Source organism: Paraburkholderia sp. 40 (genome assembly GCF_050434105.1).
In the GTDB taxonomy this organism is placed as follows: domain Bacteria; phylum Pseudomonadota; class Gammaproteobacteria; order Burkholderiales; family Burkholderiaceae; genus Paraburkholderia; species Paraburkholderia tuberum.
On record NZ_JBNPVY010000004.1, the window covers coordinates 1,806,673 to 1,827,439 of the forward strand.

The 20,767-nt window shown below is 64.2% G+C and carries 18 protein-coding genes and 1 tRNA gene; 10 read left to right on the forward strand and 9 right to left on the reverse strand.

What is annotated here, in order from left to right; all coding sequences use genetic code 11:
• Positions 1 to 21: 21 nt before the first annotated feature.
• From carA to gloB, 4 genes are all read right to left on the reverse strand, one after another.
• Positions 22 to 1,176 (reverse strand): glutamine-hydrolyzing carbamoyl-phosphate synthase small subunit, encoded by a 1,155-nt coding sequence (carA, locus tag OKW28_RS29980; protein ID WP_429450980.1) that lies wholly within the window; start codon positions 1,174 to 1,176, stop codon positions 22 to 24.
• 461 nt (positions 1,177 to 1,637) lie between these two features.
• Positions 1,638 to 2,879, reverse strand: a complete 1,242-nt coding sequence (locus OKW28_RS29985) for an MFS transporter (RefSeq protein WP_429450982.1) — start codon at positions 2,877 to 2,879, stop codon at positions 1,638 to 1,640.
• Positions 2,880 to 3,142: 263 nt separating this feature from the next.
• Positions 3,143 to 4,831, reverse strand: a complete 1,689-nt coding sequence (locus OKW28_RS29990) for a transglycosylase SLT domain-containing protein (protein ID WP_429450984.1) — start codon at positions 4,829 to 4,831, stop codon at positions 3,143 to 3,145.
• Between the two features lie 157 nt (positions 4,832 to 4,988).
• Entirely contained in the window at positions 4,989 to 5,780 is a 792-nt protein-coding gene (gene gloB / locus OKW28_RS29995) for a hydroxyacylglutathione hydrolase (protein WP_429450985.1), read from the reverse strand.
• An 18-nt stretch (positions 5,781 to 5,798) separates the two neighbouring features.
• Between gloB and OKW28_RS30000 the strand changes: the two genes are divergently transcribed.
• From OKW28_RS30000 to OKW28_RS30020, 5 genes are all read left to right on the forward strand, one after another.
• Positions 5,799 to 6,689: a class I SAM-dependent methyltransferase gene (locus OKW28_RS30000; protein ID WP_429450986.1), complete on the forward strand. Its 891-nt coding sequence runs from the start codon at positions 5,799 to 5,801 to the stop codon at positions 6,687 to 6,689.
• Positions 6,686 to 7,132 carry a ribonuclease HI gene (rnhA, locus tag OKW28_RS30005; protein ID WP_184028269.1) on the forward strand — a complete coding sequence of 149 codons (447 nt, stop codon included), beginning with the start codon at positions 6,686 to 6,688 and terminating at the stop codon, positions 7,130 to 7,132. Before OKW28_RS30000 ends, rnhA begins: the two co-directional genes overlap by 4 nt.
• A gap of 81 nt (positions 7,133 to 7,213) precedes the next feature.
• Complete coding sequence (gene dnaQ / locus OKW28_RS30010; RefSeq protein ID WP_429450988.1) at positions 7,214 to 7,948, forward strand: DNA polymerase III subunit epsilon; 735 nt, start codon at positions 7,214 to 7,216, stop codon at positions 7,946 to 7,948.
• A gap of 48 nt (positions 7,949 to 7,996) precedes the next feature.
• Positions 7,997 to 8,071 (forward strand) — tRNA-Val (locus tag OKW28_RS30015).
• 517 nt (positions 8,072 to 8,588) lie between these two features.
• Positions 8,589 to 10,463, forward strand: coding sequence for an ABC transporter ATP-binding protein (locus OKW28_RS30020; RefSeq protein ID WP_429450989.1), 1,875 nt, complete (start codon positions 8,589 to 8,591; stop codon positions 10,461 to 10,463).
• An 84-nt stretch (positions 10,464 to 10,547) separates the two neighbouring features.
• On the opposite strand, the gene OKW28_RS30025 is transcribed toward OKW28_RS30020, so the two are convergent.
• The 3 genes from OKW28_RS30025 to OKW28_RS30035 form a co-directional block, all read right to left on the reverse strand.
• Positions 10,548 to 11,012, reverse strand: a complete 465-nt coding sequence (locus tag OKW28_RS30025; protein WP_429450990.1) for a DUF2214 family protein — start codon at positions 11,010 to 11,012, stop codon at positions 10,548 to 10,550.
• 150 nt (positions 11,013 to 11,162) lie between these two features.
• Complete coding sequence (locus tag OKW28_RS30030) at positions 11,163 to 12,011, reverse strand: hypothetical protein (RefSeq protein ID WP_429450991.1); 849 nt, start codon at positions 12,009 to 12,011, stop codon at positions 11,163 to 11,165.
• Positions 12,012 to 12,285: 274 nt separating this feature from the next.
• The gene (locus OKW28_RS30035; RefSeq protein WP_090801132.1) at positions 12,286 to 13,350 is read right to left on the reverse strand and encodes a glycosyltransferase family 4 protein; all 1,065 of its coding nucleotides are present in this window, start codon (positions 13,348 to 13,350) and stop codon (positions 12,286 to 12,288) included.
• A 1-nt stretch (position 13,351) separates the two neighbouring features.
• Between OKW28_RS30035 and OKW28_RS30040 the strand changes: the two genes are divergently transcribed.
• Both OKW28_RS30040 and OKW28_RS30045 read left to right on the forward strand, forming a co-directional pair.
• Positions 13,352 to 13,585, forward strand: a complete 234-nt coding sequence (locus tag OKW28_RS30040; RefSeq protein ID WP_429450993.1) for a hypothetical protein — start codon at positions 13,352 to 13,354, stop codon at positions 13,583 to 13,585.
• Between the two features lie 459 nt (positions 13,586 to 14,044).
• Positions 14,045 to 15,880, forward strand: a complete 1,836-nt coding sequence (locus OKW28_RS30045; protein ID WP_429450995.1) for an ABC transporter ATP-binding protein — start codon at positions 14,045 to 14,047, stop codon at positions 15,878 to 15,880.
• Positions 15,881 to 15,968: 88 nt separating this feature from the next.
• Here OKW28_RS30045 and otsA read toward each other — a convergent pair whose 3' ends face one another.
• A complete protein-coding gene (otsA, locus tag OKW28_RS30050) occupies positions 15,969 to 17,447 on the reverse strand; it encodes an alpha,alpha-trehalose-phosphate synthase (UDP-forming) (RefSeq protein WP_429450996.1) in 1,479 nt (492 codons plus the stop codon).
• 53 nt (positions 17,448 to 17,500) lie between these two features.
• A complete protein-coding gene (gene otsB, locus OKW28_RS30055) occupies positions 17,501 to 18,250 on the reverse strand; it encodes a trehalose-phosphatase (protein WP_429450998.1) in 750 nt (249 codons plus the stop codon).
• Between the two features lie 485 nt (positions 18,251 to 18,735).
• Here otsB and OKW28_RS30060 point away from each other — a divergent pair, with 485 nt between their 5' ends.
• Genes OKW28_RS30060 through OKW28_RS30070 form a run of 3 tightly spaced genes read left to right on the forward strand, consistent with a single transcriptional unit; the run spans position 18,736 to position 20,764 of the window.
• On the forward strand, positions 18,736 to 19,350 hold the full coding sequence (locus tag OKW28_RS30060; RefSeq protein ID WP_429451000.1) for an SCO family protein: 615 nt from the start codon (positions 18,736 to 18,738) through the stop codon (positions 19,348 to 19,350).
• 28 nt (positions 19,351 to 19,378) lie between these two features.
• On the forward strand, positions 19,379 to 19,840 hold the full coding sequence (locus tag OKW28_RS30065) for a copper chaperone PCu(A)C (RefSeq protein WP_090801139.1): 462 nt from the start codon (positions 19,379 to 19,381) through the stop codon (positions 19,838 to 19,840).
• A 39-nt stretch (positions 19,841 to 19,879) separates the two neighbouring features.
• Positions 19,880 to 20,764, forward strand: a complete 885-nt coding sequence (locus OKW28_RS30070) for a cytochrome c oxidase assembly protein (RefSeq protein WP_429451002.1) — start codon at positions 19,880 to 19,882, stop codon at positions 20,762 to 20,764.
• Positions 20,765 to 20,767 lie beyond the last annotated feature (3 nt).

The following is a 20,767-nucleotide window of genomic DNA, read 5'->3' on the forward strand; positions in this document are numbered from 1 at the left end:
CTGCGGCCGGCCTGTACTACTTCAAGCCGCTGCGCTCTTGCCGTTCTTGTGCGCGTCCATCAACGCGGTGAAGCGGTCGAACAGGTACGCGATGTCGTTCGGACCGGGCGATGCTTCCGGGTGGCCCTGGAAGCAGAACGCCGGCTTGTCGGTCAGCGCGAAGCCCTGCAGCGTGCCGTCGAACAGCGACACGTGGGTCACGCGCGCGTTGGCGGGCAGCGTGTCGGCATCGACCGCGAAACCATGGTTCTGCGACGTGATCACCACGCGGCCGTCTTCGAGATCCTTGACCGGATGGTTCGCGCCGTGATGGCCGGTCTTCATCTTCATCGTCTTCGCGCCGACCGCGAGGCCCATGATCTGGTGGCCCAGGCAGATGCCGAAGGTCGGAATGCCGCGCTCGATGAACTCCCTGGTCGCCGCGATCGCGTAGTCGCACGGCTCAGGGTCGCCCGGGCCGTTCGACAGGAACACGCCGTCGGGGTTGAGCTCGAGCGCGTCAGCGGCGCTCGCTTGCGCCGGCAGCACGGTGACATGGCAGCCGCGCTCGGCCAGCATGCGCAGGATGTTCTGCTTGACGCCGTAGTCGAATGCGACCACGCGGTACGTCGGCGCTTTCTGCTCGCCGTAGCCCGTGCCCAGACGCCATTCGGTTTTGGTCCACTCGTAGGTTTCCTGGGTCGACACGACCTTCGCGAGGTCCATGCCGGCGAGGCCCGGGAACGAGCGCGCGAGTTCGATGGCCTTCGCTTCGTCGTCGGAACCAGCGAGGATCGCGCCGTTTTGCGCGCCCTTGTCGCGCAGGAGGCGGGTCAGCTTGCGGGTGTCGATGCCGGCGATGGCGACCACGCCTTCGTCCTGCAGATATTGCGGGAGCGTGCCCTCCATGCGGAAGTTCGACGCGAGAACCGGCAGATCACGGATGATCAGGCCGGCGGCATGGACTTTCGTCGCTTCGACGTCTTCGGCGTTCACGCCGACGTTGCCGATATGCGGGTACGTGAGGGTCACGATCTGGCGCGCGTAGCTCGGGTCAGTCAGGATTTCCTGATAGCCGGTGATGGCAGTGTTGAACACGACTTCACCGATGGCATGCCCGGGGGCGCCGATCGAATAACCACGAAAGACCGTGCCGTCGGCGAGCGCGAGTAGAGCGGGAGAAAATGACGGCAACACGGGAGACTCCTTGGGGGAACACCCTGTTGCCACCTGTCTATCCGATTGCAAGCCGCAGCGAAACACATCGTGGATGCGCGCGCAGACTCGCTCGCGAGCTGCCGGTGACGCTGCAAGGGGCGCGATGAGTCCATTGTGTGGACGACTCGGCTGGGTGTGGGGCCCTTCTTGCTACGCCAATGGCGCGCGGCGGATGAACGGTATGGGGGAGGTAGGCGCTAGGGTGCGGGTGGATAAGCTCAAACCTTGAAATTATAGCCTGAATCCACTGTTCCCTCCAAATCGGAGATAGGACGAGGCGTTGAGGCGACGTGCCTGGGCGGACCTTCAAAGCCTTGCCGGGCCGCGTCGCCAGATGCTTGCCACGCCTGTCTATGCGGTTCTGTCGAGACACCAATATTGACAGGACCGAACCGCCGTGGCGGCCCCTCCGGCTCCGACGCAAGGCCTGGCGCGGCCGTTCAGGCCTCCTGCTCCGCGCGCATCTCGCCCGAACGGACAAGCTGCCGACCCGGCAACACGTACCAGATCGCACTCAGCACCTGCAGCGCGACGAGGATTTCCCACGCGCTAAGATGCGCGAGCGCCGGGTAATGCCCGCCGCTCGCCGGCCAGTGCGACAGCACCGCGCCAACGCCGATCTGGAAACCGAAGATCAGCAGAAAAATAATTAGCGTCAGCGTCGTGTTGACCCGGCCGATCATCTGCGGCGGGAAATGCCGCGCCATCACCGCGTAGCTCAGAATCCCGGTGCCGCCGAAGATGCCGTAGGCGGCCCACAACAGGCTCGCCGGCAACGGCGCGTTAAACATGATGAGCATCTGCGTCAGCACATATAGCGCCATGCCGATGCCGCAGAACGCGTACAGCGAGAGGCCGCGCCGCTCGAGACTACGCGCCGCCGCGCCGAAACCGGCGCAGCCGGCCATCATCGCGAAGCCGAGAATCGACACGAGCGCCGCCGCCTGGTGCGGCTCGAAGCCTTGTACGTCGCGCAGCCATGCTCCGACCCACAACGACTGCATCGCGTAGAAGACGCCTTGCGTAACGACCGAGAACGACGCGATTTTCCAGAATGCCGCGCTGCGCAGGATATGCCACGTACCCTTGAACTGCGCGACGATGCTCGCCTGGCGATGCGTTTCGCGCGCGTCCGGAGCGAGCGTCCATTGCGCGAGCGCAACCGCTACCGTCATCACACCGAGTCCGACGCAAACCGGGCGCCAGCTGGAAAAACCGAGCACCCACGTGAGCGGCGAACCGACCATCACGCCGCCGAAACCGCCGATCGCCATCACAAGCCCGTTCATCAATGGCAAACGCGCCACCGGAAAATGCTGCGCGAGCGCCTTGAACGCGGCGCCGAGGCACACCGACACGCCAACGCCGATCAGCAGCCGCCCGACCATCATCATGCCGAGACTGTGCGCGGCGCCGAATACCCAGATGCCGAGCGCGGCAAAAAGCAGCATGACGGACGTCACGCGACGCGCCCCGAAGTGATCGAGCAGCACGCCAGCGGGGATCTGCGCGCCCGCGAAACCGAGGAAATACAGACTCGTCAGCACACCCAGATCGGCGGCTGACAGACCGAGATCGCGCGTGATGAACGGCGCGAAACCAAGATTGACGCCGCGAAACACATAAGAGACGAAGTAGCCGGCGGAAAAAAGCAGAAAGACGCGCAGTTGGGTCGACGACATGAATCAGGAAGTAAACCTGGAAATGACCTCAAGAACCTCTCCCGAGGTTCGGACGGATCAGGACGGACCGGCACCCCGCGGCCAACGCGGCCGAAGCACGAACAATAAAGTAAATACCACAAACGCGCAGGAAGCGTCCGCGCAATGAAAAACGCCGTCACCCTGAGGTGACGGCGTTGGATGAACACGGTACGTGATCGGAGCGCAATCCATGCGCTGCCCCCGCAACGCATGTGGTCACTACCGTGAGAGCCGCTATTGGTCTATTTACCCTTCTTCTTCGCGTTGGCCACGGTCTTCGGGCGGCTCTCAGCCGCGGCCTTCGATGCCTTGCCGGGCTCCGAGGCCGAGACCTTCTCGACCTTGCCCTTGCTGGTAACGGGCGCCGCCGGGTTGTTACCCTTGCCGCCCGGCTCGGAGACCTTGACGATGGCGGAGTGGCCGCGCCCTTTCTTTTTATCGTAGCGCGAATCACCATGTGTGTCTGCGACGTGGACGCCAATCTTCTGCACACTGCCGCCTTGCACGTCGGCGGCGATCTTTTCCGGACCCGGCTCGCTGGGTACCGGCTTGCCGACCGGCACGTGCAGCACGATCACCTGGCCGCGCGAAATCTGATCGCGATGCGTCCTGTTCCACGCCTTCAGCTGACCGACCGACACGCCGTAGCGCACCGCGATGGCCGCCATCGACTGATTGCGACGCACGCGGATCAGCATCTTGCGCGTGTCGGGTACGTCGGGTTCCATCGCGAGCACCGCGCTTTCGGCGACGTCGGCGCTGATGTCCTCGTCGTCGTCCGAGCCGCGCGGCACGACGATCGTCGAGCCCGGCTTCAGCCGCATACCGACCGGAATCTTGTTCACTTCCATCAGCGTGTCGGGGTCGACGCCGATCTTCTGTGCGATCGCCGCGGGCGTCGCGCGTGCGTCGACCGTGTAGGTGGTCCAGGACGACAGCGAGCCCGAGTACGTTTTCAGATTGCGCTCGAACGCGGACGCGTTGTCGAAAGGCAACAGAATCTGCGGCTGCGTCGCGCCGAGAATCACCGGCTTCCTGAACGACGGGTTCAGCGAACGGAACTCGTCCGTCGACATATTGGCGAGCCGCGCGGCGACGTCGACGTCGATGTCGTGCGAGGTCGTGACCGTCACGAAGTACGGGTGGTTCGGAATAGACGGCAGCGTGAGCCCGTACATCTGCGGGTTCATCACGAGGTTCTTGACCGCTTGCAGCTTCGGCACGTAGTTGCGCGTTTCGTTCGGCAGACGCAGGCTCATGTAGTCGGTCGGCAGACCCGCCGCCTCGTTGCGCGCGATCGCGCGCTGCACGTTGCCCTCGCCCCAGTTATACGCAGCGAGCGCGAGTTGCCAGTCGCCGAACATGTCGTGCAGGTTCGACAGGTAGTCGAGCGCGGCACTGGTCGATGCAAGCACGTCGCGGCGCTCGTCCTGCCACATGTTCTGCTTCAGGTTGTAGGTCCGGCCCGTGCCCGGCATGAACTGCCACATACCCGCAGCCTTGGCGACCGACAAAGCCTGCGGGCTATATGCAGACTCGATGAACGGCAAGAGCGCGAGCTCGGTCGGCATATGGCGCGACTCAAGTTCCTCGACGATGTGATACAGGTATTTCTGCGAGCGCTCGGTCATGCGCTGCACGTAATCGGGACGCTGCAGATACCAGTTAAGCTGCATGTCGACGAGGTCGCTCTGCAGGTCCGGCATCTGGAAGCCACGGCGAATGCGGCCCCACAGATCGGCGTCCTGGCTCGTCAACTGATTGACGGAGCTCTGGTCGACGTTGATGGTTTCTTTAGCGGTGGCGTTCTTGCGAAGGGCGTCGGCTACGGCCTGCTGGCTGGCGGGGTTAGTGGCGGTATTCGTCGTCGGTCCCTGACTCGCGCACGCGGCGAGTGTCAGGACCAATAACGCACTTAAGATAAATCGCATGAACGTCTCGGTTTCCACAAGGGCTGGAATTTGCAGCCGATAGTACGAAACGTCAACGTTTCCGTCAATTGGAAAATCAAGAAAAAAATCAACCAAATCTGGGGCTTGGCGAATTTTTCCGATTCATCGCGTGAAGAACCGCCGAATGCGCTCCGGATCAACGGAAGCGGTTCTTCCATTCGCGCATCAATGTGAAGGCCTTCAGCCGGTCAGACACCGTTTCGTGCAAACGTGCTTCGAGGTTCGACTGGATCGCCGGCTCGCCTGCGCGCAGGAACGGATTGACCGCGAGTTCGTGCGCGATCGTGGTCGGCAGCGTCGGCTGGTGGCGGGCGCGCAACTCGTTCGCCTTGTCGCGCCATGCCTGCAGTTCGGCATTCTGCGGCTCGCAAGCGAGCGCGAAGCGAATGTTCGACAGCGTGTATTCGTGTGCGCAATGCACTTCGGTTGCGCCGGGCAGCGCGGCGAGCGCATCGAGCGAATTCAGCATCTGCTGCGGCGTGCCTTCGAAAAGGCGCCCGCAACCGCACGCGAACAGTGTGTCGCCGCAAAACACGTGCGGTGTGCCGCGCGTATCAGCCGCCTGGAAATAGGCGATGTGTCCGCTCGTGTGACCGGGCACGTCGAGCACGCTGAATTCAAGTGCGGGTGCAGCGATCGTCACGTGATCGCCACTTTTCAGACGATGTGTCAGGTGCGCGATCGCTTCGCCGGCGGGGCCGTAGACCGGCACGTCCTGGCCGTTCAGCAGATCGGCCACCCCGCCGACGTGGTCTTGATGATGGTGCGTGAGTAAAATAGCGCTCAGCCGCCAGCCTCGTTGGGCCAGACAGGCGCGCACAGGGGCGGCTTCGCCCGGATCGACGACGACCGCGCGGTGTCCGTCAGCAATGACCCAGATGTAATTGTCTTCAAACGCCGGGACCGGTACGTACTCGAGCGCATTCATAGGCGACGCATTTTTAATATGACTGACCGAGCGATTATAGACTGGCCCGCCTGGACCGATTCGCCGCCAGGCCGCTACGTGCTCGACTGGGAGCAAACCCAGCTCGATCGCGTGGTGTCGGACGTGTTCGGCTATCATGCGCTGCAACTCGGCCTGCCGCAGCTCGACGCGCTGCGCGAGAACCGCATGCCGTGCCGCGGCCTCGTGCTCGACGCGGCGAGCGGCGCGAGCGCGCCGTACACGTATCCGCGCAGGGCACGTCGTGGCAGCGTGAGCGGCATCAGCAGCGCGGGCAAGGCTGGCGACGCTGGCGACGACAACCCCGCGAACGCCGCGCCAGGCGCCCCTGGTCTGCACGCGCCGGCCGGGCGCAGCGCGGTCTGGTGCGACCTGCTCGATCTGCCGTTTGAAGCGCAAAGCGTCGACCTGCTCGTGATGCCGCATACGCTCGAATTCACCAGCGACCCGCACCGGCTGTTGCGCGAAGCCGAACGCGTGCTGGTGCCCGAAGGCCAACTGATCATCCTCGGCTTCAACTCGTTGTCGCTGTGGGGCGTACGGCAGTCGATCGGCAAGATGACAGGCCGCCCGTTCGTGCCCTCCGCCGTCGATCTGATCGCGTTCACGCGCCTGAAGGACTGGATTAAGCTGCTCGGCTTCGACCTTGAACGCGGGCGCTTCGGCTGCTATCGTCCGCCGCTCGCGAGCGATCAATGGCTCGCGCGTTACGGCTTCATGGAAGCCGCCGGCGACCGCTGGTGGCCGATTTTCGGCGCCACCTACATGATCAAGGCGATCAAGCGCGTGCCCGGCATGCGTCTCGTCGGGCCGCTCAAAGTGAAAAAGCCCGTGCTCGCGGCGGGCCTCGCGCCCGCCGCCACCCCGAACACACGAAACCACACCGAATGACTCCAGATCACATCGACATCTATACCGACGGCGCCTGCAAGGGCAATCCCGGACCTGGCGGCTGGGGCGCGTTGCTGCGCTTCGGCAGCCAGGAAAAAGAACTGTTCGGCGGCGAGGCCAACACGACCAACAATCGCATGGAGCTGATGGGCGTGATTTCCGCGCTCGAGGCGTTGAAGCGCCCGTGCAAGGCGATCGTGCACACCGACTCGCAGTACGTACAGAAAGGCATCAGCGAGTGGATTCACGGCTGGAAGAAGAAAGGCTGGGTCACCGCGGCGAAACAGCCGGTCAAGAACGCCGATCTGTGGAAGCGGCTCGATGCGCTCGTCGCGCAACACGAGATTGAATGGCGCTGGGTGCGCGGCCACAATGGCCACCCGGAAAACGAGCGCGCCGATCAGTTGGCCAATCGCGGCGTGGCATCGCTCGCCGAGATGTAAAGAGCGTGCGCGCATCGCCAACACCGCGCGCCGCCCTCCCCGCATTTTTTCCGCAATTTTTTCGAAGCAGGCTAATCCGACATGCGTCAACTGATCCTCGATACCGAAACTACCGGCCTGAACGCCCGCGGCGGCGACCGGATTCTCGAACTCGGTTGCGTCGAGCTCGTGAACCGCCGGCTGACCGGCAACAACCTGCACTTCTATATCAACCCCGAGCGCGACAGCGATCCGGGCGCGCTCGCGGTGCACGGCCTCACCACGGAATTTTTGAGCGACAAGCCGAAGTTCGCGGAGATCATCGACCAGTTCCGCGATTTCATCCAGGACGCAGACCTGATCATCCACAACGCGCCATTCGACATCGGCTTTCTCGACGCCGAGTTCGCGCTGCTCGGTCTGCCGCCAGTGAGCATGCACTGCGGCGAGATCATCGACACGCTCGCGCAAGCCAAGCAGATGTTCCCCGGCAAGCGCAATTCGCTCGATGCGCTGTGCGACCGCTTCGGCATCAGCAATGCGCACCGTACGCTGCATGGCGCGCTGCTCGACTCGGAACTGCTCGCCGAGGTCTATCTGGCGATGACGCGCGGTCAGGAAAGCCTCGTCATCGACATGCTCGGCGAAGCGCAGGTCGGCGGCGATACGCATGCGCCGCGTGTTGCACTCGACTCGCTGGAGCTGGTCGTGATCGCTGCGAGCGACGACGAAAGCACCGCGCACGAAGCCGTACTCGACGATCTCGACAAGGCACTCAAAGGCGCGAGCGTATGGCGTCTTGAACCCGCGCCAGCAACTGATGAGCAAACTGCTTAAAAAAGACTAGACGAACCCTAAATTCCCTGACATAATCTTAATCTCTTCGGGTGGTTAGCTCAGCGGTAGAGCACTGCCTTCACACGGCAGGGGTCACTGGTTCGATCCCAGTACTACCCACCAGATTCTTGGTGTGTCGATCACCGAAGACAAAAGGGCTTACGCAGCAATGCGTAAGCCCTTTTTCTATTTGCCGGCAAATACGTCGCGTGCGCCATACGAGATATCGTTGGCTATAGAACCACGTCGTTCCGTAGGTTGGCGAGCGCCCCGCACTATTGCTATATTCGGCAAACGGACATTCGCCCGATCCGGCTCCGTCCGGTTTCTCCATCTTGAACCATCTCAGGGAGGCGCCACATGTTTGCAGTGCATCGCGCGCTCCCCCGCATTGTTCCACGACCGCCGGCCCGTCCGCCACGACCGATGCGACCTTGAAGCCGCAGCGTTGTCGCTGATGCGCCGCCGCCTCGGCAGGCGCAGCGCGTTCATTCCAGACAGTCCGTTGTTCCGTTGCCGTTGTTTGCCGTCGTATTTTTTCGCGCGTTCCCGCGCGCATTCCGGCATCCGCTGGCTGTCTACCCTTTTTCGCTTCTGACTGAAATCTCGGCGCGCTCGTGCTTCGCCGGGCCCAAAGCAAATGGCCAACAGAAAACTCGACTTTCGCGGACAAGCCTTCAAGGATGTCCTCGGCTTCACCTTCCGTCACTGGGCGCAACAGCCGGGGCGCATCGTCGTGATCGCGGCGCTCGCGCTGTTCACGGCGGGCGCGGACATCCTGACGCCGGTCTTCGCCGGACGTCTCGTCGACGCGATCGCGGCCGGTCCGGCGTCGTCGGCGCCCGTCTGGCATCACGCGCTCACGGCCTTCGGCGCGCTCGCCGCGCTCGGCCTCACCGCGACGCTGCTGCGCCAGGGCGTGTACTTCAACATCATCCGCTTCACGCTGAAGATGATGAGCGAGATCACCGCGCGCGCGTTTCATCGCGTGCAGCGCTTTTCGACCGACTGGCACGCGAACAGCTTCGCCGGTTCGACCGTGCGCAAGATCACGCGCGGCATGTGGGCGCTCGATCTGCTGAATGACACGCTGCTGATCGCGCTGCTGCCATCGCTGGTGATGCTGATCGGCGCGACCCTGCTGCTCGGCTCGCGCTGGCTCATGATGGGCATCGTCGTCGGCATCGGCTCGCTGCTGTACATCGGCGTGACCGTGACGGTGTCGCTGGGCTTCGTCGCGCCGTCCGCGCGTCTCGCGAACGCGTGGGACACACGCATGGGCGGCGCGCTCGCCGATGCGGTCAGCTGCAACGGCGTCGTCAAGGCATTCGGCGCGGAAGCGCGCGAGGAAGCGCGCCTCGCGCACGTGATCGGCAAATGGCGGCAACGCACACGCCGCACGTGGGTGCGCGGCACGCTCAACGGCGGCCTCCAGGGCGGCATGCTGGCCGCGATCCAGGCGGCGATTCTCGGCGTGGCGCTACTGCTGTGGGCACGCGGCGAAGCGAGCGTCGGCGACATCACGTTCGCGCTGACGATGTTCTTCATGCTGCAAGGCTATTTGCGTGACATCGGCATGCACATCCGTAACCTGCAGCGCTCGGTCAACGACATGGAGGAACTGGTGTCACTCGAGAGTCAGCCGCTCGGCGTCGAGGATCGTCCCGGCGCCGGCGCCATCGCAATCCGCGACGGCGAGATCCGCTTCGAGCACGTGTCGTTTCACTATGGCGCGCACAGCCGGCCGCTCTACGACGACTTTTCCATCCGCATCGCGCCGGGCGAGCGCGTCGGGCTGGTCGGTCATTCCGGCTCGGGCAAGACGACCTTCATCAAGCTGATCCAGCGCCTTCACGACATTTCGGGCGGGCGGATCACGATTGACGGCCAGGACATCGCGCAGGTCCAGCAAGCGTCGCTGCGCAGCCAGATCGCGATCGTCCAGCAGGAGCCGATACTGTTTCACCGCTCGCTTGCCGAGAACATCGCGTATGCACGGCCCGGCGCGAGCCGCCCCGACATCGAGCGGGCCGCGCGGCTCGCGAGCGCGCACGACTTCATCGCCGCGCTGCCGAACGGCTACGACACGCTGGTCGGCGAACGCGGCATCAAGCTATCGGGCGGCGAGCGTCAACGCGTCGCGATCGCGCGGGCTTTTCTCGCCGATGCGCCGATCCTGATTCTCGACGAAGCCACGTCGAGCCTCGACAGCGAAAGCGAAGTGCTGATCCAGCGCGCGATGGAGCGGCTGATGCAGGGGCGCACGACGCTGGTGGTCGCGCATCGTCTGTCGACGGTGCGCGCGCTCGACCGGCTCCTCGTGCTCGACAAGGGCAAGGTGATCGAGGAAGGCAGCCACGACGCGCTGATCAAACGCGACAGCGGCTTGTACCGTCGCTTGTTCGAGCGTCAGGCGCTGGAGCTGATCAAGGGTCTCGGCGAGCCGGAGCTCGTGCGCGAGTCGGCAAAGGTCAAAGCCGACCGGGTCGACGATTCTGGCTTGTTGGTCGGCTAGCGCGACGCAGGCATGCACCAGGCTTCACGGCAAACGACGCCACGCCTGGCACCACTAGCCACTGGCAATAGAAGGCCCGCCGCGCTACACCGCGCCGGCGGGCAACCCGATGCCGCGCGCCATTCCGGTCGCGGCAAACACCATCAGAACCAGCAGTACGGTCTGGATCACGCTGAAATGCGCGTAGGATCGCGCCTTCTTCAGATTCGGCGCCGCGCCGCTGCGGATCGACGCGCGCCAGCGCATCAGGCCGAGCATCGTGGGCACTTCGAGGATCAGGATCAGCACCAGCAACGTCATCTTCACGTGAAAGAGCGGCTGGTGCAGGTAGTAGTCGGCGCCCTTCTCATAGCTACCGAACACGCGCATCAGGCCGGTCACGATCAGCACCAGCGCGGCGATGCCCCAGCCTGAATCGGCGCGGAACACCGAACGCAACGCGGCGGGCACCGACGCGCGACGCAGCGACCACGTGCGTCTGAGAATCGACGCGAGCGCAAAACCATAAGCGAGCAGATGAAGGGCGGCAAGCAACCAGCGAACCAGCATGGCGACTCCTGCGAAAGACGCAATACGATCGATGAGTGTCCCACTCGCCCGCCTGCAGGCCGGGCGCCTTGATTGCATTATCGACGAAGCTTCGCTTCGGGATGCGTGCATCGGCCACGCGATGTGACCGATAGCACAAAACATGCAGCGTCAGACCTGGCGCAGCGTCGTGTCGAGCGCGCGGGCGGCGACGCGATCGCCTTCGGTCGTCAGCGCGGCGCGGAAAACGGTCTGCCGGTTATGACCCGCGGCGGCCGGCGAATCCCACAGCAACTCGACCTTCGGACGTACGCCGAACGCGCTGCGCGCAAGCGAGGGCGCCGCGACCGACCCTCTCGGCGCCGCCGACGCGCCGGCCTCGCCCGCCGCGCCGAACGCGACCGCGGGCGCCGGCGTCGCGCGCGCATTGGAACCGCTCGCCCAGCGCACCGACAATTCGCGCGCATCGTATTGCCCCACCTTGCGCCGCTCGGCCCACACGACGACGGTGCGGGTCAGCGGATCGAGCGACACCGCATAGCGGCCGATCGCAAAGCGCCGCGCCGCCACATTGGTGCGCCACAACGGCAGCGGCCGGCAGATCCACAAGACGATCGCATACAGCACCGGCGCCGCGACGAGCCAACCGTTGCTGGCCGCGACGGCCTGCATCGCGCGACGCCAGCCTGCGCTCGCGACGAACGCGCCGACCGACCACAGCGCAAACAAAAACCCGAGGAACGCGAACAGGCGCAGCGCCTGACGCAGCCATTGCGGCAACGGATGGAACGGACGCTCCGCCACGGCGTGCGCGCCCGGCAGGAAGATCAGCAGGAACAGAAAAACGAGGTTGATACATGCCCACGGTGAAGACGCCATCGCGGTCAGCGCGGTGGTCAGCTTCATCTCGGACATCGAGAAAAACCAGCGGGCGGCGAGCACGAGACCGATGGCGCGCAACGTGAAAATCGTTCCGGCGCCGGGCGCGGCGTTCGCGCGCGTCTCTTTCGTTCTCGCCAAGGCATCCTCCTGTCGTCGGCGGCACCGCAGCCCAATTTGCGGCACGGCAATTATAGGGATATTACCGAGACTGGCTCGTTCGCGCCGCGCGGAAACCCGTATTTTCAGTTGTGCACCGACGAAAAGCGCAGCGCGCATGCAACAACGCCCCGCCGGCGACGTGCCGGCGGGGCGTTCAGGGCAACGAAGGAAGCGTGCAACGAGTTGCTGCCGACTGCGTTTTATCTACCGCGAAACAACCGCGGCGAAACAACTGCGGCGAATCAACCGCCAATCAGCCCGCGTTGACTTCGCGCAGCACCGTGCGATGTTTGCGGCGCAGCAGCTCTTCATAGGTGGCGACGTAGTTCTGCGCCATCACCTTTGACGAGAAGCGTGCCTCGAACGCCTTGCGCACGCCAGCGCGGGGCAGCGTGTGCAGACGTTTGACGGCGGCGACCGCGCTGATTTCGTCCTCGACGACGAAACCCGACACGCCGTTTTCGATCACTTCCGGCACCGAACCGCGATTGAACGCGATCACCGGCGTGCCGCAAGCCATCGCCTCGATCATCACGAGACCGAAGGGCTCCGGCCAGTCGATCGGGAACACCAGTGCGTGCGCATTGCCGAGAAACTCGCGCTTTTCAGCTTCGCCGATTTCGCCGATGTACTCGACGTGCGACAACGACATCAGCGGCTTGATGACTTCTTCGTAGTAGGCACGGTCGGCCTTGTCGATCTTGGCGGCGACCTTGAGTTTCATGCCTGCCTGCCCGGCGATGCGAATCGCCCTGTCAAGCCCCTTCTCCGGCGAGACGCGGCCCAGGAATGCGAGGTAGCCGGGCTCGACGTTGGGAATCGGCTTGAGCACGTCTTCCGGCAAACCGTGATAGACGGTTTGCAGCCAGTGCGCCTGCGGCAGCGGAATGCGCTGGTTGTCCGAGATCGACACGACCGGCACGTCATTGAACGTGTTGAAGATCGGCTGCAGTTCAGGCAGATCGAGACGGCCGTGCAGCGTCGTGACGAACGGCACAGGCTGACGCGCGAACAGCGAGAACGGGTAGTAGTCGATGTGGAAATGCAGCACGTCGAATTCGTCCGCGCGGCGGCGCACTTCTTCGAGCAACAGCATGTGCGGCGCCATCACGTCGCGGATCGTCGGGTCGAGGCGCAGCGCCTGCGGCCAGAAAGCTTCGAGCTTCGCCGAGGTTTGCGAATCACCGCTTGCAAACAGCGTGACGTCGTGGCCCTGCTCGACCAGCGCCTCGGTCAGATAGGACACCACGCGTTCCGTACCACCGTACAGCTTGGGAGGAACCGCCTCGTGCAGCGGAGCGATTTGAGCGATTCGCATATTGACGAACTCCTATAAAAAATCAGGCAAAAGTACTGCATTTGGAAAAAGCGACTCGCTTGCTCGCCAGGGCAGTCTGGCCGGAAATGCCGGCGCGGGCCTGATTCTTTTGAGAAATCCTGCGATGGATCGCTTGGTAACGAGCCCGGACAAGTGGATCAGCGACTGGGCATGTGCGAGTAAACGCGCCCGTTGCACCGACGTTGACAAACTGTCAGAAAAATTGCCGGGCTAACGAGCACGCATTATCGATGCCCGGATTGTTGCAGCACCGCAGCATTTCAAAGTCTTTACGTTGTTACAAACGCGAAACACTTTGCAAACCCTTGTTTTCTAAGACAGTCCTACAGTATCCACGAGGTTTCGGGAGGCGCGGCGGTACCGTGTCTGTGAGCTCTCGCCCATCAACGTTGCCGGTAGGAATTGCAAAATTGCCGCAGCGCGGTTGAATGTAATCTGTAATTATATCTCGAAATTTTCCGCAATCTGCCTGAATGGCCCGTCGGCTGGTATGTCGGGACGACGCAGATCGCGGAGGTCCATCGCGAAATCAATCGCGTCAAAGCCCGGATACACAGGGCGCAATCGCCTTTGCATGTTTACAATGCGAAGCATCGGCTTCACGGAGAGCCATGCTTGTCCGTGTGGTCCGCGCATTGCATGCACAACCCGCAACACATCGATCTCAGCTCAATTGGAACACTTGACCATCGCCCAGCGTAACGCCCAGAACGCCAAGCTCGCGAGCTATGCGCACCGGCCGCTTGCGTTTCTCTTCCGCTTTATCCGCCGCCATCCGCTCGCGCATGCGATCGTGTTGTGCAGCGTGTTTGCGGCCGTGGGCTGTGCACTCGCTTCGCAGTACGCGATCAAACATCTGATCGACGTGCTCGGCGGCGGCAGGCATCATCCGGGACCGCTGTGGGGCGCGTTCGCGATCCTCGTCGGCCTGATCGCTGCCGACAACCTGTTGTGGCGGATCGGCGGCTGGTTCGCCGCGCACACGTTCGTCGCCGTGACGGGCGATTTGCGGCGCGACCTGTTTCAGTACCTGAGCGGCCACTCGCCGACCTACTACGCCGAAAAGCAGCCCGGCATGCTGGCAAGCCGGATCACCGCGACCTCGAACGCCGTCTACACCGCCGAAAACACCACCGCGTGGAACGTGCTGCCGCCGTGCATCGCGGTGCTCGGCGCGATCGTGATGATCATCGCGGTGAACCCGCTGATGGCCGCCGGCCTGATGCTGTGCTCGGCGATCCTGTCGGTCGTTCTGTACAAGCTCGCGGGCCGCGGTTCCGCGCGTCACCATAATTTCGCGACCAAGGCGGCATCGGTCGACGGCGAGCTTGTCGACGTGATCAGCAATATGGGGCTCGTGCGCGCGTTCGGCATGACGTTCCGCGAACAGCACCGCTTTGCTTCGACGGTCAAGTCGGAAATGGACGCGCGCCAGCAAAGCCTGCTGTACCTGGAAAAGCTGCGTCTGCTGCACGCCGTGATCACCGCGCTGCTGTCGGCCGGCCTGCTCGGCTGGGCGCTATGGCTGTGGGACCAGGGCCGCGCGACCTCGGGCGACATCGTGCTCGTCAGCTCGCTCGGCTTCACGATCCTGCACGGCACGCGCGATCTCGCCGTCGCGCTCGTCGACGTCACGCAGCACGTCGCGCGACTCGCAGAGGCCGTGCGCACGCTGCTCGAACCGCACGGCATGCCCGATCGCGACGACGCGACCGAACTCGTGCCGCAGGGCGGCCGCGTCACGTTCGACGGCGTCACGTTCGCCTATCCGCGCCGCCGGCCGATTCTCGATCACTTCGACCTCGATATCGAACCGGGTCAGCGCGTCGGGCTGATCGGCAAGTCGGGCGCCGGCAAATCGACCGTGCTCGCGCTGTTGCAGCGCTTCTACGAGACCCAGGGTGGCGCGATCAAGATCGACGGCCAGGACATCGCGTCGATTACCCAGGACAGCCTGCGCCACGCGATCGCGCTGGTGCCCCAGGACATCTCGCTGTTCCATCGCACGGTGTACGAGAACATCGCGTACGGCCGCCCGGACGCGAGCCGCGAGGAAGTGCTCGCCGCCGCGCGCGAGGCGCGTTGCGCGGACTTTATCGAAGCGATGCCGGAAGGCTACGACACGATCGTGGGCGACCGCGGCGTGAAGCTGTCGGGCGGTCAGCGCCAGCGCATCGCGATCGCGCGCGCGATTCTGAAAAACGCGCCGATCCTGCTGCTCGACGAAGCCACGTCCGCGCTCGACAGCGCGTCCGAGGAAGCGATCCAGAAGGCGCTCGACCGCCTGATGGTCGGCCGCACCGTGATCGCGATCGCGCACCGTCTGTCGACGCTGAACAACTTCGACCGGATCATCGTGATGAGCGCCGGCAAGGTCATCGACGACGGCACGCCGGAAGAACTGCGCCAGCGTCCTGGTCTCTATCGCGACCTGCTCTCGAAGCAGTATGGCAAGGGCCAGACGCTGCATATCGGCGGCAAGAAGGTCGACGAACAGCACGTAGCCTGACGCACGCTGGGTCCACGAGTGCGCATCGCTTGAAAAAAGCCGCTCCCTGGAGCGGCTTTTTGCTGTCTGTCTCGCGGCCCGGCTTGGCTTAGCCGGTCACGCTCTCGCGCGCCGCCCTCTTCCGCGCGGCGCCCGCAGCACCCGTGGCCGCGCGCGCTTTCCCGCTTCTGGCGCGCTTCGCGCCCTCGACGCTCTGCAGATCGCGCATGAAGTTATCGCGCCACACCGACACGTTGTTCTCGCGCAGCTGCGCCATCATGTCGCGATAGCGCCCCTGGCGCTCGGCGAGCGGCATGTCGAGCGCCCGCGCGAGCGCTTCGGCCATGCCGTCGATATCGACCGGATTGACGATCAGCGCGCCGTCGAGCTCCTGCGCCGCGCCCGCGAAGCGCGACAGCACCAGCACGCCGGGATTCTCCGGATCCTGCGCCGACACGTATTCCTTCGCAACGAGGTTCATGCCGTCGCGCAACGGCGTCACATAGCCGACGTGCGCGGTACGGAACAGCGCCGCCAGCACCGAGCGCTCGTACTGCTTGTGGATGTATAGGATCGGCGTCCAGTCCAGCTCGGCGAAACGTCCGTTGATCCGTCCCGACTCGCCTTCGAGCTGTAGCCGGATGTCTTGATACGCGTGCAGGTCGGCGCGCGTCGGCGGGGCGATCTGCAGGAACGACACCTTGTTGCGCTGCGCGGCCGTATGCTCGAGCAGGCGCTCGAACGCGCGGAATCGCTCGACCAGCCCCTTCGAATAATCGAGCCGGTCGACACTCATGATCAGCTTGCGCGAATGCAGCGTCGCCTTCATCGTGCGCACCGGCTTGCCGCGTTCGCCCGCCTTCGCGAGCTCCGCGATCTCGTCCGGATAGACGCCGATCGGATACGCAGAGGCGCGCAACATGCGGCCGAACGCATGCACGCTCAGCGGTCCTTTCGCCGACGCGTCGATCGAGCCGCCCGCCTCGTTGATCACGTAGTCGCAGAACGCGCGCAGATCGGGACCGGTCTGGAAGCCGAGCAGGTCGAACGAACACAGCGCCTCGACGAGCTCGCGATGCGGCGGCACCGTCAGCAGCACCTGCGCGGCCGGAAACGGAATGTGCAGAAAAAAACCGATGCGGTTCTTCACGCCTGCCGAGCGCAGCGCCTGAGCGAACGGAATCAGGTGATAGTCGTGCACCCAGATCACGTCGTCCTCGCGCAGGAGCGGCACGAGTTGCTGCGCGAGCCACGCGTTGACGCGGCAGTAGCCTTCGAAGTCGTGCCGGTCGTAATGCAGCAGGTCGGATCGATAGTGGAACGCGGGCCACAGCGTCGCGTTCGAGAAACCACGGTAGTACTGGTCGTAATCGCGCCGCATCAGCGGGACGGTCGCGAAGGTCACCGGACCGCGCTCCTCGAGCTTGATCTGCGGCTGGCCGGAGGTCAGCACGTCGCCGCTCCAGCCGAACCACATGCCGCCGGTCTCCTTCAGCGCGTCGTACACGCCGACCGCCAGACCGCCCGCCGCCGGACCGCCCTCCGAAATAGGCGCCACCCGGTTCGAAACAATGATCAGTCGGCTCATGCAGCGCGATTCCCGATGCAGTATGTTGTTTTCGTTGAACGGGGCCGCCGGCGTCATGCGCCGCGCGCCGCCGCGACAATCGTTTCGAGCCAGTCGAGCAGTGACGACACCGACTCGACGCGCGTGCGCGCCATCGTTTCGCCCGCGCCAACCTTGATCGACAGACCACCACGCTCGTTGACGACCGCGAAGCCCTTCTCGTCGGTCAGATCGTCGCCGGCGAAGATCGGCGTGCGGCCGGTGAACGGCAGCTCGTCGAGGAACGCGCGCGTCGCGCGGCCCTTGTCGACGTCCTTCGGCTTGATCTCGTAGACCATCTTGCCGGGCTGCAGCACGTAAGAAGCGGGGTAATCGGCGACGAGCCGCTCGGTCGCCTCGCGCGCGACCGGCTCGCGGTCCGGCGCGTTGCGGTAGTGCAGCGCGAGCGCCGCGCCCTTGATCTCGAGCAGCATGCCCGGATGTTCGTTGACGACCTGCGCGAGCACCCGCTCCATGCGCAACAGGCGCTCGTCGTGAAAGCCGATGCGCTGCGTGTCGCCATTCGCATCGCGCCGCTCGGCGCCGTGCAGACCCGCGACCGGCAGATCGGGCATGCCGAGAAAACTGTCGATGCTGTCGATGCCGCGCCCCGACACCACCGCGACCGCGCCATTCGTCAGACTGCGCAGTTCACGCAGCAGGTCGATCATGCGCGGCTGCACCAGCACGCCGTCCGGTGTGGGGGCGAGTTCGACGAGCGTGCCATCGAAGTCGAAGAAAAATGCCGTCTCGCTCGGAGACAGAACAGCCGGAAGTGCTTGCATCGCCTGGGTTCGCCTTTCAGCCAACTATGGCCGGAAAAGTGTGCGCATCTTACCGCGCATCCGTCAATTTTTCGAGAAAGTAAGCTGGGACTCAAGCCCGATGGACGGTCTGTCCGTCTGCTTGCGTCGATTGCGTTCAAATGCGCAACGATTCGGTTTCGCCGAGCTTTCAGCCGGCTGCGGCAAATTGACTCGCAATTCGTGCACCCGGCGCACCGCGCGACGCCGGCGCCAATTTTGCGCTACAGTCGCTGCCACGCGGACCGTCAGTGTGATGGACATCGTTGCACGCTCTCAATCAATCGCGTGTCGCGCGCGAATCTTGCGCGGCATGGTCGGGCGACGGTGCGGCCCCTGCTCCATCGATTCGTGTTGCCTGCTCTTCAATCGAGTCATTGAACCCTGCTTTGTTCCCGATCCTGCCACCCCAGCGCCCGCGGCCGAACCTGTCGCGCTCACGACCCAAGCGACTCACACACCGCTTGATGCACGGGTTGGCACGCCGGTTTGCGGCGGCAGCTGCGCTGGGCACGCTGGTCGCGCTCGCCGCGCTGACCGGTTGCACACAGCGCGCCGAGCCGTGGCAGTTGACCAACGTGACCGGCCACCTGCCGGATCTGGACTTCACCTTGACCGACGACACCGGCCGTCCCGTCAACGCCGCGTCGTTCAGGGGCCGCACGTCGCTGGTTTACTTCGGCTACACGCATTGCCCGGACGTCTGTCCCGAAACGATGGGCCGTCTGATGCAGGTGCTCGGCAAGCTCGGTCCCGAAGCGGAGAAAGTGCGCATTCTGTTCATCACCGTCGATCCCGCGCGCGACACGCCGCGGGCCTTGCACGACTATGTCGGCGCGTTCGACGCACAGCACGCCGAAGGGCTGACCGGCACCGACTGGCAGATCGAGTCGCTGGCCAAGCGCTATCGTGTCGCTTATCAGATGGAAAAGCGCGACCCGAACGGCAACTACGAGGTCACGCACAGCTCCGCCGTCTATGTGTTCGACAGCCGGGGCCGCGCGCGCCTGCTCGCCACCGATCACGACACGCCCGATGCGATCGCGCAGAACCTACGCCGCATCATCGATGACCAATCCTGATTCTTCTTTGATCCCACTCCATTCCATCATGACGATCAAGCTCAAACCAATCGCTTCCCTCGCCTGCGCGCTCGCGCTGTCACTCGGCGCCGCGTCGGCCGCGCAAGCGGCCGATGCTCACGCGATCAGCATCAAGGACGCGTGGGTGCGCTGGCTGCCGAACAACCTGCCCGCGGCCGGCTATGCGACGCTCGTCAACGCGAGCGACAAGCCGATCGACCTAGTCGATGTGTCGAGCGACGACTACGGCGATGCGATGCTGCATCAAACCGTATCGAACGGTTCGACGCAGAAGATGGTGATGGTCGACAAGCTGACGGTGCCCGCGCATGGCCAGGTCGCGATCGCGCCGGGCGGCTATCACGTGATGCTCGAGGACGCGAAGCACAAGGTCGCGCCGGGCGACACCGTGCGTCTGACGCTGAAGTTCTCCGACGGCGAAACAGTGAGCGCGCCGTTCGCGGTCAAGTCGCCGGGCCAGACCAAGTAAGCGGCACTACGGGGCGCCGCCACCGCACGCGCCATCGCCATGAACCTGCTCTACTGGCTCGATCCCTGGGAGTTTTCGCCGACCGTCGTGATCGCGTTGCTGATCCCCGCGATCCTGTTCGTGCGCGGCGCGCGCAAGGCGCGGCTGTCGTTCGCGCGGCGTCTGTCATTCTGGTTCGGGCTGGTCGCGCTGTATGTCGTGCTGCATACGCGGCTCGATTATTTCTTCGAGCATGAATTCTTCATGCATCGCTTGCAGCATCTGGTGCTGCATCATCTCGGGCCGTTCTTCATTGCGCTGTCGTATCCGGGCGCGGCGTTGCGCGCGGGAATTCCGTTGCGCTGGCGACAGCGCTTCGTGCGGCCCGCGCTGCAAACACCGCTCGTGCGCACGGCGCTCGACGTCGTCATGCACCCGGTCGTCGCGGTCACGCTATTCGTCGGGCTGATCTATTTCTGGCTGCTGTCGCCGATCCATTTCGTCGCGATGCTCGACTGGCGGCTCTATCGCGTAATGAACTGGAGCATGGCGATCGACGGCCTGCTGTTCTGGTGGCTCGTACTCGATCCGCGTCCGGCGCCGCCCGCGCGTCTGTCTCCGGGCAAGCGCGTGCTCGTCGTGATCGCGGCGATTCCGCCGCAGATCGTTCTCGGCGCATTCATCTTTTTTACGACGCACGAGTTGTATCCGATCTACTCGATCTGCGGCCGCGCGTTCACCTGGCTGAGCCCGATGCGCGATCAGCAGATCGGCGGGCTCCTGCTATGGATTCCGGGTTCGATGATGAGCGTGGTCGGCGCGCTGATCGCGCTGCGTCACTGGATGCGGCTGTCGTCTCGCGGACGCCTGCGCGCCGAGCGGCGTGCAAAAGCGGCGCGCGGGCTCACGCATGCGGCGTCGACGACCACGAACGTGCCCCGCTGACCC